Source organism: Hoylesella oralis ATCC 33269 (assembly GCF_000185145.2).
Taxonomy (GTDB): Bacteria; Bacteroidota; Bacteroidia; order Bacteroidales; family Bacteroidaceae; genus Prevotella; species Prevotella phocaeensis.
Map to the genome: position 1 here is coordinate 2,074,165 of NZ_GL833119.1, position 15,064 is coordinate 2,089,228.

The following is a 15,064-nucleotide window of genomic DNA, read 5'->3' on the forward strand; positions in this document are numbered from 1 at the left end:
CTCAGGCTTGATTGCATGCTTTAAGAAAATTGACGCTTTCTTCTATTTTTAAAAGAATACGGATGTTTGAACAAGAAAAGATAAAACCATACGGGGAGAAGGGCGAAAAAGAGGAGCTCGTCGAACAAATGTTCGACAATATAGCACCCACTTATGATAAACTGAACCATCGCTTGTCGTGGGATATCGACAGAGGTTGGCGCAAAAAGGCTATCAAGCAGTTGATACCATACCGTCCCGCATCGATTCTTGACATAGCGACCGGAACCGGCGACTTTGCCATCTTGGCTGCCCAAATACTGCATCCGGCAGGTCTTACAGGTGTAGACATTTCCGAAGGTATGATGGAAATAGGAAAAGAGAAGGTAAAAAGAGCCGGTCTCGACCATATCATTAACTTCCAAAAAGAAGACTGTCTTCACATGAGTTTTCCCGATAATACTTTCGAAGCGGTAACAGCTGCTTTCGGTATAAGGAACTTCCAAGACCTTCACAAAGGACTGAAAGAGATGCACAGAGTATTGAAAACGGGCGGTCATCTTAGTATCGTGGAGCTGACAACTCCGGTTTCGTTCCCGATGAAGCAACTGTTCAAGATATATTCACATACCTTTTTACCTGCTTACGGGCGACTGATTTCTAAAGACAGGAGTGCATATAACTATCTTACGGCAACAATAGAAGCCTTTCCGCAGGGAGAAACGATCGTTGAAGTTCTTAGGAATATAGGATTTGCAAAGGCTTCTTTCAAGAGGCTTACTTTCGGTATATGTACGATGTATTTTGCCGAAAAGTGATATAAGATATATGCTGTCTGGTAACAAGTTGCCCTCAAACAATTGCCGGTTAAATAATAAATAACGACTATATGGACAAGTACGGACTGATAGGTTATCCGCTGGGACACTCTTTCTCGATAGGTTATTTTAACGAAAAGTTCGAGAATGAGGGTATCGATGCTAAGTATATCAACTTTGAAATACCCGACATAAAAGATTTCCCCGAAATCCTTGCATCCAATACAGACCTGAAAGGGCTGAACGTAACCATTCCCTACAAGGAAAAGGTTATAGATTATTTGGACTCGCTCAGTCCTGAGGCTAAAGCTATCGGGGCCGTTAATGTAATCCGTGTTACCCATAAAGGTGGGAAAATAGTGCTAAAAGGGTTCAACAGCGATGTGATCGGTTTCACAAAAAGCATAGAACCAATTCTCGAAAGTTACCACAAGAAGGCACTTATACTCGGAACCGGAGGCGCTTCGAAAGCCATAGACTACGGTTTGAAATCGCTCGGATTAGAGACATTATTTGCAAGCAGAAGCAATAAGCCCAATGCCATTCAGTACAAGGATATCACTGCCGATACGGTAAAAGAATACAACGTCATCGTAAACTGCACCCCTTTGGGCATGTATCCGCATGCCGATTCGTGTCCGCAACTACCGTATGAGACAATGGATAACCATACCTTGCTCTACGATCTTATCTATAATCCCGACGAAACCCTATTCATGAAAAAAGGCTTGGAGCATGGTGCAACGGTCAAGAATGGCTTGGAGATGTTGCTTTTACAGGCCTTTGCGAGCTGGGAGTTCTGGCACGGAACGGAATAATCAAGATATGACATATTGAATTTACCTAATTTTTAAATTGCATACGAGTGGACAACAGATACATGATGCGTGGCGTGAGTGCCGCCAAGGAGGATGTACATAACGCCATAAAAAATATAGATAAGGGCATTTTTCCGCAGGCTTTCTGCAAGATTATACCCGACATTCTCGGCGGAGATCCGGAATATTGCAACATTATGCATGCCGACGGAGCCGGCACAAAGTCGTCTTTAGCGTACATATATTGGAAAGAAACGGGCGATATAAGCGTTTGGAAAGGCATCGCACAGGACGCCATCGTAATGAATACCGATGACCTGTTATGCGTAGGGGCTGTAGACAACATTCTTGTTTCGAGCACTATCGGAAGAAACAAATTGCTTATTCCGGGCGAAGTAGTATCGGCCATCATCAACGGGACCGACAATCTGCTCGCCGACATGCGCAAGATGGGAGTGGGAATTTACCCAACTGGCGGCGAAACTGCCGATGTGGGAGACCTTGTACGCACCATTATAGTCGACTCAACCGTAACGTGTCGCATGAAACGTTGCGATGTTATCGATAATTCCAACATACGTCCCGGCGATGTTATCGTGGGATTGAGCTCTACCGGACAGGCAACCTACGAGAAACAATACAACGGTGGAATGGGAAGTAACGGACTTACAAGCGCCCGACACGATGTTTTTTCAAAATATCTTGCCAATCTCTTTCCCGAGAGTTACGACCATGCGGTGCCGGAAAAACTGATATATAGCGGTACTAAAAAGCTGACCGACCGTATAAAAGGCGTAGAAATAAACGCAGGACAATTAGTTCTGTCGCCCACGCGCACCTATGCTCCGGTCATTAAACGCGTGCTCAACGAACTGCGACGGGATATTCATGGAATGGTACATTGTACGGGTGGCGCCCAAACTAAGGTTCTGCATTTCGTGAACGAGAATTGCAAAGTGATAAAAGACAATATGTTTCCCGTTCCTCCCCTATTCAAACTGATCCACGATGAGAGCGGAACAGACTGGGAAGAAATGTATCAGGTGTTCAATATGGGGCACCGCATGGAGATTTATGTACGTCCGGAAATTGCAGAAAAAGTAATCGCTATCAGCAAATCATTCAATATCGACGCCCGAATTATCGGTCATATAGAAGAAGGACAACGTTCGCTTACCATCCAATCGGAGTATGGTACCTACAATTATTAATTAAAGAAAATGGCAGAAAACAACAGTATATTAGAGAAATTAGACGGCCTTGAAAGCCGCTACGAGGAGGTTTCAACGCTGATAACCGATCCGGATGTGATCAACGACCAGCAACGCTATGTAAAGCTGACCAAGGAATACAAGGATTTAGGAGATATAATGGAAGCCCGCAGGCGCTACATTGCCTGCCTGAATGCAATCCAAGAAGCCAAAGAATTGCTTGCCAACGAAAGCGATGCCGATATGAAAGAAATGGCACGCGAAGAACTGGCAACGAACGAAGCTCTACAACCTAAGCTGGAAGAAGAGATAAAATTGGCACTCGTTCCTAAGGATCCGGAAGACGAAAAGAACGTGCAAATGGAGATTAGAGCGGGAACGGGCGGCGACGAAGCAGCGCTGTTCGCGGGCGACCTCTTCAATATGTATAAGAAATATTGCGACTCCAAGGGATGGACTCTTTCCGTTACGAGCGAATCGGAAGGCGCCGTAGGTGGTTTCAAGGAGATAGATTTCGCCGTTAGCGGTGCCAATGTGTACGGAACATTGAAGTATGAAAGCGGCGTACACCGAGTACAACGCGTGCCCGCAACAGAAACACAAGGCCGCATGCATACCTCTGCAGCTACTGTTGCCGTTCTGCCTGAAGCAGACAAATTCGAGGTGAACATCAACGAGGGCGATATAAAATGGGACACATTCAGAAGTTCCGGTGCCGGTGGACAGAATGTAAACAAGGTGGAATCCGGTGTGCGTTTGCGTTATCCGTGGAGGAATCCGAACACTGGGGAGACCGAAGAAATACTCATAGAGTGTACGGAGACACGTGATCAACCCAAGAACAAAGAGCGTGCATTGTCGCGTCTTCGTACGTTTATATATGACCGCGAGCATCAAAAATATGTAGATGACATCGCAAACAGACGCAAGTCGTTGGTATCGACCGGCGACAGAAGTGCCAAAATACGCACTTACAACTTTCCGCAGGGACGTGTTACAGACCACCGCATAGGCTTTACCACACACGATCTGCAAGGCTTCTTAGGAGGCAATATACAAGAAATGATCGATGCACTCACCGTGGCCGAGAATGCTGAAAAGTTAAAAGAAACCGAATTATAACGAAGAGTAATGAATAGAAAACAACTGGTCGAGCAGATTTTCACCAAGAGAAGTTTCCTTTGCGTAGGCCTCGATACCGACATAAAGAAAATACCGGAGCATCTGAAGAACGAAGAACACCCGATATTTTCTTTCAATAAAGCAATTATAGATGCCACGGCTTCTTACTGTGTTTCCTATAAACCTAACCTCGCTTTCTACGAAAGTATGGGCGTGAAAGGAATCGTTGCATTCGAAAAAACCATAGCCTATCTGAAAGAGAACTACCCTCAACACTTTATAATTGCCGACGCCAAGCGCGGTGATATAGGCAATACATCGGCAATGTATGCCCGTACGTTTTTCGAAGAATACCGGCTCGATGCCCTGACAGTAGCCCCATATATGGGCGAAGACAGCGTAACGCCTTTCTTGGAATACAAAGATAAGTGGGTAATACTCCTTGCATTGACAAGCAATAAGGGGAGCCAAGATTTCCAACTTACCACATCGACCGACGGTGAAAGGCTCTTTGAAAAGGTAATCCGCATATCACAACAGTGGGGAAACGAACAGAACATGATGTACGTTGTGGGTGCCACCCAAGGCTCCATGTTCGAAACAGTACGCAAATATGCCCCCAACCATTTTCTTCTTGTGCCCGGCGTGGGCGCACAGGGCGGCAGTCTGCAGGAGGTATGTAAATATGGTATGACGAAAGAATGCGGCCTGCTGATCAACAGTTCGCGCGGTATTATATACGCAAGCAATGGCCGCGACTTTGCACAAGCAGCAAAAGAGAAGGCACAGGCATTACATCTGCAGATGTCAGACCTACTGGATATGCTTTAAAGAAGGCATATCTATTTGAATTAGAGCAACGGTATATGGACGATAGTAAAATCATAAGCGATCCGGTTTTCGGCTTTATAAAAATTCCACATGGTCTGCTTCTCGACATCGTAAGGCATCCATTGATACAACGCCTTACGAGAATTAAGCAATTGGGGTTAGCTTCTGTCGTTTATCCGGGGGCTCAACATACCCGTTTTCAGCACTCCCTCGGGGCTTTTCATCTGATGAGCGAAGCCATAACATCGCTTGGGCAGAAAGGAATATTCATCTTTGATAGCGAAGCAGAAGCCGTAGAAGCAGCGATACTGATGCATGATATCGGGCACGGACCGTTCTCGCATGTGCTTGAGAATACATTAATTCATGACATATCGCATGAAGAAATCTCGTTAATGATGATGGAACAAATTAACCGTGACATGAACGGAAGCCTGAATTTAGCCATCAATATCTTTAAAGACAAATACCCCAAACGCTTTTTACACCAGCTGATTAGCAGTCAATTGGATATGGACCGTCTTGACTATCTGCGGCGCGACAGTTTCTTCACCGGTGTGAATGAAGGAAACATCGGTTCTGCACGTATCATCAAAATGCTGAATGTAATAGACGATCAGTTGGTGGTCGAAGCAAAAGGAATTTACTCCATCGAGAATTATCTTACCTCGCGAAGACTCATGTATTGGCAAGTTTACTTGCACAAAACGGCTGTCGCCTGCGAGAAGGTTTTAATTAATACGCTGAAAAGAGCAAAGCAATTGGTACGCGAAGGGCACGCTTTGTTCGCTTCTCCCGCCCTTCTGTATTTTCTGGAGAACGAAGTCGATGCCAGAATATTTGAAGAAGACGACCGAGCATTGGCCTATTATGTGCAACTCGATGATAACGATATATGGAGTGCACTAAAGGTTTGGGCGACATCCGATGATAAAATTCTGTCTATATTATCGACAGATATCATCGACCGACGGCTCTTTAAAGTGGAAATCCATGAGGAATCGATACAACAGGAGCAATTGGAAACATTGAGAGAAAAACTTTCTACTCAATTCGGCATATCCTACAACGATACACAGTACTTATTGAGTGTAGACACGATACGAAAAGATATGTACGACGTGAACGACGACCACATATCGATCTTGTACAAAGATGGCACGATAAAGGATATTGCCGAGGCTTCTGAAATTCTGAATGTTTCGCTTTTATCTAAAAAAATCGTCAAATATTACCTATGTTATCAACGTTTCTGAATTAATTTTGCTATATTTGCAGAATTAAATCAATCTATTTGATAAAAATGGAATTTACCGCAAGACAAATTGCCCAATTCGTACAAGGGCGCATTGAAGGAGATGAGAATGCTTCCGTCAGTACATTTGCCAAGATTGAAGAAGGCACGGAAGGTTCGCTATCATTTCTTTCAAACCCCAAATACACACACTATATTTATAATACCAAATCATCGATTATTCTAATAGATGAAAATGTAGTTTTAGAGAAACCCGTAACTACAACACTCATTCGTGTGCAGAATGCCTATGAATGTATAGCCAAATTACTGCAACTCTACGAGGCTTCCAAAACAAAGAAAACGGGGATAGACTCATTGGCTTTCATCTCTCCGACAGCAAAAATAGGTAAAGATGTATATATCGGAGCTTTTGCATATATAGGTGACAATACCGTTATCGGAGACGGCACACAAGTGCATCCGCATGCAGTGATTGGCGAAAATGTTACCATTGGCGAACACAGCATTATCTATCCCAATGTTACCATCTACCATGGATGCAAATTAGGCAACAGGGTTATTCTTCATGCAGGTTCGGTAATCGGTGCCGATGGTTTCGGTTTTGCACCGTCGGCAAATGGATATGACAAAATTCCCCAGATAGGAATAGTCACCATTGAAGACGATGTAGAAATCGGAGCAAATACCTGTATCGATCGTTCAACAATGGGAAGTACCAACATACATAAAGGTGTAAAACTTGATAACTTAGTGCAAATCGCCCATAACACGGAGATTGGAAGCAACACGGTGATGAGTGCACAAGTAGGAGTTGCCGGCTCTACCAAGGTTGGAGAATGGTGCATGTTCGGCGGACAGGTAGGCATTGCCGGACATATACAAATAGGCAATAAAGTCTTTTTAGGAGCTCAATCCGGGGTTCCGAGTAGCTTAAAAGACAACCAATCGCTCATTGGAACACCACCGATGGGGAAAACGGCATTCTTTAAATCGCATGCTATCTATAAAAGATTACCCGAGATTTACAAACAGTTGAATGCTCTGCAAAAAGAAGTGGAAGAACTTAAAAACAGTAATTCAAGAACTTGAATATAAAACGAATGTAAAATATAGCTTAATAAGAAAATAGGTTACATAATAAATGGAAACGTCTAAACAAAGAACATTAAAAGGTAGTTTTTCGCTCTATGGTAAAGGATTGCACACAGGACTAAGTCTTACGGTTACATTTAATCCTGCACCGGAGAATACCGGATATGCTATTCAGCGAATAGATCTCGAAGAACAGCCCATAATAGAAGCAATTGCCGAAAACGTTGTGAACACAGAACGCGGTACTGTCTTAGCAAAAGGAGACGTTCGCGTTTCAACTGTGGAACATGGTCTTGCCGCCCTTTACGCTTTGGGAATAGACAATTGTCTTATTCAAGTCAATGGACCGGAATTCCCAATACTGGATGGTTCTGCTGCAATGTACGTTAATAAAATCGAAGAGATTGGTATTGAAGACCAAAACGCTCCCAAAGACTTCTATATTATTCGTAAAAAGATCGAAGTAAAAGACGATACAACCGGTTCGTGCATTACAATCTTGCCCGATGAACAGTTCTCTATTACGGCAATGTGCTCATTCCAATCTAAATTTATCAATAGCCAATTTGCTACTTTAGATAACATAAATAACTTTTCTGAAGAGATTGCACCGGCTCGTACCTTTGTTTTTGTGCGCGACATCGTTCCTCTTCTCGAGGCTAACCTTATTAAAGGAGGTGACCTCGATAATGCCATTGTCATCTATGAACGTGAAGTAAGTCAGGAAAAATTAGACCAACTGGCCGACGTATTGAAAGTTCCTCATATGGATGCAACCAAGATCGGTTACATACAGCATAAGCCTCTAATGTGGGAAAACGAATGTACACGCCATAAATTACTTGATATTATCGGCGATATGGCATTGATAGGAAAGCCTATAAAAGGTAGAATTGTAGCAACACGCCCGGGACATACGGTTAACAACAAGTTTGCCCGTCTCATGCGAAAAGAAATCCGAAAGCACGAAGTACAAGCACCTATATACGATCCCAATGAAGAACCGATCATGGATAACAACCGCATACGCGAACTTCTTCCCCATCGTTATCCCATGCAACTCGTAGACAAAATCATCGCGATGGGCTCAAATAGCATTGTTGGTGTTAAGAATGTCACGGCTAATGAACCTTTCTTTCCCGGACACTTTCCGCAAGAACCCGTTATGCCGGGTGTGTTGCAGGTAGAAGCAATGGCACAATGCGGCGGATTATTGGTATTAAATCAGGTCGAAGAACCGGAACGTTGGTCTACATATTTCCTTCGTATAGATGATGTAAAATTCCGCCAGAAGATAGTTCCCGGCGACACATTGCTTTTCCGTGTAGAGTTGCTACATCCCGTACGTCATGGCATCAGTTCCATGAAAGGCTATATGTTCGTAGGCGACACTGTAGTTTCGGAAGCAACATTCACAGCACAGATCGTCAAGAATAAGTAATCGTTATGAATCAAATCAGTCCGTTAGCTTTCGTTCATCCGGAAGCCAAACTTGGAGATAACAATATAATAGGTCCGTTCTGTTACATTGACAAAAATACTGTTATTGGAAACAGTAACGTGATGCAAAACAGTGTAACGGTCAATTTCGGCGCACGCATCGGCGACAATAACGAAATATTCCCGGGCGCCAGCATATCCACAAAACCTCAAGACCTGAAATTTAAAGGTGAGGAGACATTGTGTGAGGTAGGAAATAACAATAGTATTCGTGAAAACGTAACAATCTCACGTGGCACTTTTTCTAAAGGAATAACTAAAGTAGGTAATAACAATCTCTTGATGGAAAATATGCATATAGCACACGATTGTTTCTTTGGTAACAACCTTATCATAGGGAATTCTACAAAATTTGCCGGAGAAGTAACCGTCGATGATAATGCTATTATCAGTGCTGAAGTATTATGCCATCAATTCTGCAGGATCGGAGGATACGTCATGATCCAAGGAGGTAGCCGTTTTTCACAGGACATCCCTCCGTATATCATAGCTGGGAAAGAGCCGATACGCTATGCAGGTATCAACGTTGTGGGATTGCGTCGCCACGGTTTCAGCAATGAACTTATCGACCTTATACACAGTGCCTATCGCCTACTCTACTCAAAAGGAATTAAAGAAGAAGGTATACAAGAAATTCGTAAAAACCTTCAGATCACCCCCGAAATACAATATATTATTGATTTCGTAGAGTCTTCAGAACGCGGTATCATCAAATAGAATAATTACAAGGTTAGGAATGTAAAACCTTTGCTATATTCCTAATTTTATGTTCTTTATCTATCATGAAATCTCTCGTTGTTATTATCGGTCCTACTGGCGTTGGGAAAACAGAGACGTGTTTGCGTATTGCAGAGCATCTCCATACGCCCATTATTAATGCTGATTCCAGACAAATATTCAAAGAATTGCCTATTGGGACAGCTGCTCCCACGAAAGAACAACAGCAACGGATATATCATTATTTTGTAGGAAACCATCAAATAAAAGACTACTACAGCGCTTCCATATTCGAATGCGATGTATTGGAAGTACTTTCAAACTTATTCTTGAAACAGGATACTGCTCTTATGAGTGGCGGAAGTATGATGTATATTGATGCCGTATGTAATGGCATTGACGATATACCAACCGTTGATGAAGATACAAGAGAGCGTATGAAATACAGGCTTGCCACCGAGGGACTCCCCGCACTGGTGGAAGAACTGCACAAATTAGATCCCATACACTATAATATCGTAGATAAGAGCAATCCTCGACGTGTAGTCCATGCACTCGAAATATGCCATATGACTGGCAGGACATATACCTCATTTCGTACTGCCACAATCAAGAAACGTCCGTTCAATATCATTAAGATCGGATTGAATAGACCTCGTGAAGAAATGTACCAACGTATTAACTATCGTGTTCTCGATATGGTGGAACATGGTCTTGTAGAAGAAGCTCTAAACGTTTATCCTCTAAAAGGTATAAACGCTTTAAATACCGTTGGTTACAAAGAACTGTTCGAGTTTTTTGAGAAAAACATAACGTTTGAAGAAGCTGTTATGAAAATACAATCCGATACAAGGCGGTACATGAGAAAACAACTTACATGGTTCAAAAAAGACGAAAAGATCAAATGGTTTCATCCCGACAATATTGAAGAAATCATAAATTATATTGATAATACGATATAGATATACACTTATTTCGTATTTTTGTAATGTAATATACACATAATCTATTATGTTTGAGAAATTAAAAAAACTTGCCACGTGGTGCTGGCATAAATTACGTGCTTTCTTCCCATGGTATAAAAAACTCTACAAAGGGCATGCATGGTATACCAAAGGATTAATCGGATTTGTTTCGTTTATTATTGTATTATTCTTATACCTTGGTGCTGTAGACATTAATTTCCTATGGCTCTTCGGTAAATCGCCGGGCTTTTCGCAAATTATGCATCCCAATACTTCCGAAGCATCTGAGATATACAGTGCCGACGGCAAACTTATCGGCAAATACTTCAATGAAAACAGAACACCCGTAAAGTACGGAGAAGTTAACCCGATGTTCTGGAAAACACTGATAGATACCGAAGACGAACGCTTCTATCATCACTTCGGTATCGATTTCCAAGGCCTTTTCGCAGCTGTAAAGGACGCTATTACAAGAAACGATGCACGAGGTGCTTCCACTATAACGCAACAACTTGCCAAGAATATGTTCCGTGTACGCACGCAATATTCTACCGGATTGCTCGGAAAACTGCCGGGTATCAGAATGCTTATTATGAAAAGTAAGGAGTGGATTATCGCTCTGAAACTCGAAATGGTATACGATAAAAAAGATATTCTGACCATGTATGCCAACACAGTGGACTTCGGTTCCAATTCTTTCGGCATCAAAACAGCAAGCAAAACTTATTTTAACACAACTCCGGCTAATCTGACCGTGGAACAGAGTGCTGTATTGGTGGGTATGCTGAAAGCAACTACATTCTATAATCCGTTTACTAATCCAGAAAATAGTCTTAAACGACGCAACATTGTGCTCAATAATATGGTGCATAGAGGCGATCTGTCAAAAAAACAGTGCGACAGTATCAGCACTATTCCCATTAAACTAAGCTACAGTGTGGAGACCAATTACGACGGGCAGGCCCTATATTTCAGAGAAGCAGTTGCAGATTATCTGAAAGATTGGTGTAGAGACAACGGGTACGATCTCTATAATAGCGGTTTGAAAATATATACAACCATAGATACCCGCATGCAAAAATATGCAGAGGAAGCTGCCATCAAACAAATGAAGCAGGTTCAGCGTAATTTTAATAATCATTGGGGACACAACGATCCATGGATAGATGAAAACGGCAAAGTCATTCCCAATTTCATCGAAGGAATAGCTCGCAAGCAACCGGTATACAAGAACCTATTGGCAAAATTTCCCAATAATCCCGATTCTATCACCTACTATTTGAATAAGCCTCATACCGTTAAACTGTTCGATTATGAGAAAGGTACGATAGAAAAAGAGATGTCCACCATGGACTCTATACGCTACATGGTTCATTTTATGCATTGTGCTTTCGTGGCTATGGAGCCGCAAAGCGGTGCTGTAAAGGCATGGGTAGGCGACATAAACTTCAATTCTTGGAAATATGATAAGGTAACCGCCATGCGTCAACCGGGCTCCACATTCAAGTTGTTTGTATATACAGAAGCCATGAATCAAGGGTTAACACCGTGTGACAAGCGTCGCGACGAATATATTTCCATGCAGGTATTCGACAAGAAGCAGAACAAAGAGGTAACGTGGACGCCCTCGAATGCCAACGGATACTTCACCGGCGACTCTATACCACTGAAAAGTGCCTTTGCAAGAAGCATCAACTCCATCGCTGTAAGGCTCGGTCAAGAAATGGGGATCAAACGAATTGCCGAGACAGCCCATAAGATGGGCATTCATAGTCCACTCGACGAAACGCCTTCTTTGGCTTTAGGTTCAAGCGATGTGAACCTTCTTGAGCTGGCAAATGCTTACTGTACGATTGCTGATGACGGCAAACACCACGAACCGGTGCTTGTTACAAAAATCGTTGATAAAGATGGGAAAGAGGTTTATGTAGGTCCCACAGATACCGAACAGGTAATACCTTACAAAAGTGCATACCTCGTGCAGCAGCTGTTGCTTGGCGGACTACGCGAACCGGGGGCTACCTCTATGAGCCTTTGGGGCTATGTGGGTAACTATCGCGATACCGAATGGGGAGGCAAAACCGGCACAAGTAACAACCACTCCGATGCATGGTTCATGGCTGTAAGCCCAAAATTAGTGGTAGGAGCATGGGTTGGAGGCGAATATAGAAGCATACACTTCCGTACCGGCGCATTAGGACAAGGCAGCCGAACCGCACTGCCTATCTGCGGTTATTTCCTTGATGCCGTACTCAAAGATCCTGCTTTCAAGCAATATCATGCCAAATTCGGCAAGCCTAAAGACGGTGCCGTTACAAGCGATATGTATACCTGTCAGAGTTATTATCAGCACTCGCGGCGCGATACGACTGCTACCGATAGCCTTAGATCGGAAGCCGAAGAAGTGATACTCGATGAAAATGGCAACCCAATTATTAAAAAGATCGACGAAGAAGACGAGACAAAGGGTTCCGATAAGACCAAACCGACAGATCAAAAGCAGCGCCGTAAGCCTACTGAAGAAGAAATCAACTTAGACAATATCTAAGTTCTTTCCACCGCTACAGTGCAAAACTTGTGAAACAAACCGACAGTCAATCGTTCGATATGGATAATCCGGAGCTGCAAAACGCACTTCAGATTATCCAATATACCCGTCGCTCGCTTTTCCTTACCGGTAAAGCTGGCACGGGTAAATCTACATTTTTGCGCCATATTGCCGCAACTACTAAGAAAAAGCACATTATTCTTGCCCCCACAGGCATTGCTGCCATCAACGCCGGGGGCTCCACTTTACACAGCTTCTTTAAACTTCCGTTCCATCCATTACTACCGAACGACACCCGTTACAGCATACGCAACCTGCGGAACACATTGAAATATAACGGCGAAAAGCGCAAGCTGCTGAGAGAAATCGAACTTATCATCATCGATGAAATATCGATGGTACGGGCCGACATCATCGACTTTATAGACAAAGTGCTGCGTGTTTACTGCCGTAATATGCGCGAACCGTTCGGTGGAAAGCAGCTCTTAGTCGTGGGAGACATATATCAACTCGAACCTGTTCTGCGCGAAGACGAACGACAATTGCTCACTCCGTTTTATCCATCCATATTCTTTTTCGATGCACATGTATTCAGAGAAATGCAACTGGTGTCTATTGAACTGAAAACAGTTTACCGCCAGAGCGATCCCGAATTTATCGGAATACTCGATCACATACGTACTTCTAAGGTAGTAAATGCCGATCTCGAATTGCTAAACCGGCGTGTGGGAGCCCCACTCGACACGGCAAATTCGAAGTTGGCTATTACTCTTTCAACCCGAAGAGACACGGTAGACTACATCAACGAACAACATTTGGCACAATTGCCCGGCACCTCTACCGTGTTTAGAGGAAGCATCGAAGGCGAATTTCCCGACAACAGTCTGCCCACACCCATAGAACTTGAACTTAAAACAGGCGCTCAAATCCTTTTTATCCGCAACGATAAAAACAAGCGATGGGTAAATGGTACCCTCGGTACCGTTATCGGATTCGGCGACGAAGAAGACGGAATTATTTACGTACGCACCGAGAATGGCGAAGATTACGATGTAGAACGTGAGATATGGAGCAACATTAAATACACGTATAACGAGAAAGAGCAGAAGATCGAAGAGCAGGAAATCGGCACTTATTGCCAATTTCCGGTACGCTTGGCATGGGCCATCACCGTGCATAAAAGTCAGGGACTCACCTTTAACCAAGTGAGAATAGATTTCACGGGTGGCGTGTTTGCCGGCGGACAAGCATACGTGGCGCTCAGCCGTTGTACGAGCCTCGAGGGCATAAGTCTGCACGAAGCCATACGTAAAGACGAGGTTTTTGTCCGACCGGAGGTTATTAAATTTGCTCATCATTATAATGATAACCGGTTAATACAAACCGCCTTGCAACAGAGTAAAGCCGATAAAGAGTACCACGATGCCGCTGCCGCATTCGACAAAGGCGACATGCAGCAGGCTCTCGATAACTTTTTCTTGGCCATACACAGTCGTTACGATATAGAAAAGCCTTCTGCCAAACGCCTGATCCGCCGTAAACTGAACATTATAAATAGACAACGGCAAGAGATAGAACGGCTGAAAAAAGAACGTAACGACCGCGATAATCTGCTGAAAAAATTAGCTGTAGAATATGTAATGATGGGACGCGAATGCGAAAAAGAGGGCATGCAAGCCGCCGCTCTACGTAATTATGAAAAGGCATTGGAGCTATGTTCTGACATTCCCGAAGCCAAACGTCGCATCAAGAAGCTGAAAAAATAAAACCGTCTTTGTACAATTATCACCTCATACGCAAAGACCTACTCCCCACATTTCTTTCTATTTCCATGCATAGGCCAAGCGTCTACCACAGATAAACAGCCCACTTATCAGTATCAGACGGCACCTATATTCTCGATAGAAGTATCGGCAACCGAAAACGAACATGGAAAAGCAATATTACATGCATGACTTTTAAATAAATTATTAAATCTCAATACAAATAATTCTTCATAAATTTATATTATACATTCGAAATATATTCCTTTACTATAATCCTGAAATGAGAAAAATATCATAAACACTATGCAATCTCTTTATACACTATTGTATTCCATAATACATCCGTTCAACCCAATCGTGATTATGCCTTTTTACTGGTAATACCTCTATAGAGAAAGAAAAGATTATAATATCGAAAATGCCATCTACCGCAAAAATA

The 15,064-nt window shown here is 43.0% G+C and carries 12 protein-coding genes; all 12 read left to right on the forward strand.

The annotated features are described in order from the left end of the window. Positions 1–62 precede the first annotated feature (62 nt). The 12 genes from ubiE to HMPREF0663_RS11175 all read left to right on the forward strand — a co-directional run bounded on the left by ubiE (position 63) and on the right by HMPREF0663_RS11175 (position 14,625). Positions 63–797: a bifunctional demethylmenaquinone methyltransferase/2-methoxy-6-polyprenyl-1,4-benzoquinol methylase UbiE gene (ubiE, locus tag HMPREF0663_RS11120; RefSeq protein WP_004370642.1), complete on the forward strand. Its 735-nt coding sequence runs from the start codon at positions 63–65 to the stop codon at positions 795–797. A 71-nt stretch (positions 798–868) separates the two neighbouring features. Next, positions 869–1,615, forward strand: coding sequence for a shikimate dehydrogenase family protein (locus HMPREF0663_RS11125; protein ID WP_004370643.1), 747 nt, complete (start codon positions 869–871; stop codon positions 1,613–1,615). 47 nt (positions 1,616–1,662) lie between these two features. Beyond that, entirely contained in the window at positions 1,663–2,826 is a 1,164-nt protein-coding gene (locus HMPREF0663_RS11130) for an AIR synthase-related protein (RefSeq protein ID WP_187115880.1), read from the forward strand. Between the two features lie 9 nt (positions 2,827–2,835). Beyond that, entirely contained in the window at positions 2,836–3,948 is a 1,113-nt protein-coding gene (gene prfA / locus HMPREF0663_RS11135) for a peptide chain release factor 1 (protein ID WP_004370645.1), read from the forward strand. Between the two features lie 9 nt (positions 3,949–3,957). Beyond that, positions 3,958–4,779 carry an orotidine-5'-phosphate decarboxylase gene (pyrF, locus tag HMPREF0663_RS11140; RefSeq protein WP_004370646.1) on the forward strand — a complete coding sequence of 274 codons (822 nt, stop codon included), beginning with the start codon at positions 3,958–3,960 and terminating at the stop codon, positions 4,777–4,779. Positions 4,780–4,814: 35 nt separating this feature from the next. Next, positions 4,815–6,035: an HD domain-containing protein gene (locus tag HMPREF0663_RS11145; protein WP_004370647.1), complete on the forward strand. Its 1,221-nt coding sequence runs from the start codon at positions 4,815–4,817 to the stop codon at positions 6,033–6,035. A 47-nt stretch (positions 6,036–6,082) separates the two neighbouring features. Continuing rightward, positions 6,083–7,126, forward strand: coding sequence for a UDP-3-O-(3-hydroxymyristoyl)glucosamine N-acyltransferase (gene lpxD, locus HMPREF0663_RS11150; protein WP_004370648.1), 1,044 nt, complete (start codon positions 6,083–6,085; stop codon positions 7,124–7,126). 52 nt (positions 7,127–7,178) lie between these two features. Next, positions 7,179–8,570, forward strand: coding sequence for a bifunctional UDP-3-O-[3-hydroxymyristoyl] N-acetylglucosamine deacetylase/3-hydroxyacyl-ACP dehydratase (locus HMPREF0663_RS11155; protein ID WP_004370649.1), 1,392 nt, complete (start codon positions 7,179–7,181; stop codon positions 8,568–8,570). Between the two features lie 5 nt (positions 8,571–8,575). Continuing rightward, positions 8,576–9,346 (forward strand): acyl-ACP--UDP-N-acetylglucosamine O-acyltransferase, encoded by a 771-nt coding sequence (gene lpxA / locus HMPREF0663_RS11160; RefSeq protein WP_004370650.1) that lies wholly within the window; start codon positions 8,576–8,578, stop codon positions 9,344–9,346. A gap of 65 nt (positions 9,347–9,411) precedes the next feature. Next, complete coding sequence (gene miaA / locus HMPREF0663_RS11165; RefSeq protein WP_004370651.1) at positions 9,412–10,308, forward strand: tRNA (adenosine(37)-N6)-dimethylallyltransferase MiaA; 897 nt, start codon at positions 9,412–9,414, stop codon at positions 10,306–10,308. A 49-nt stretch (positions 10,309–10,357) separates the two neighbouring features. Beyond that, the gene (locus tag HMPREF0663_RS11170) at positions 10,358–12,859 is read left to right on the forward strand and encodes a transglycosylase domain-containing protein (protein ID WP_004370652.1); all 2,502 of its coding nucleotides are present in this window, start codon (positions 10,358–10,360) and stop codon (positions 12,857–12,859) included. Between the two features lie 59 nt (positions 12,860–12,918). Beyond that, positions 12,919–14,625 (forward strand): AAA family ATPase, encoded by a 1,707-nt coding sequence (locus HMPREF0663_RS11175; protein ID WP_187115888.1) that lies wholly within the window; start codon positions 12,919–12,921, stop codon positions 14,623–14,625. Positions 14,626–15,064 lie beyond the last annotated feature (439 nt).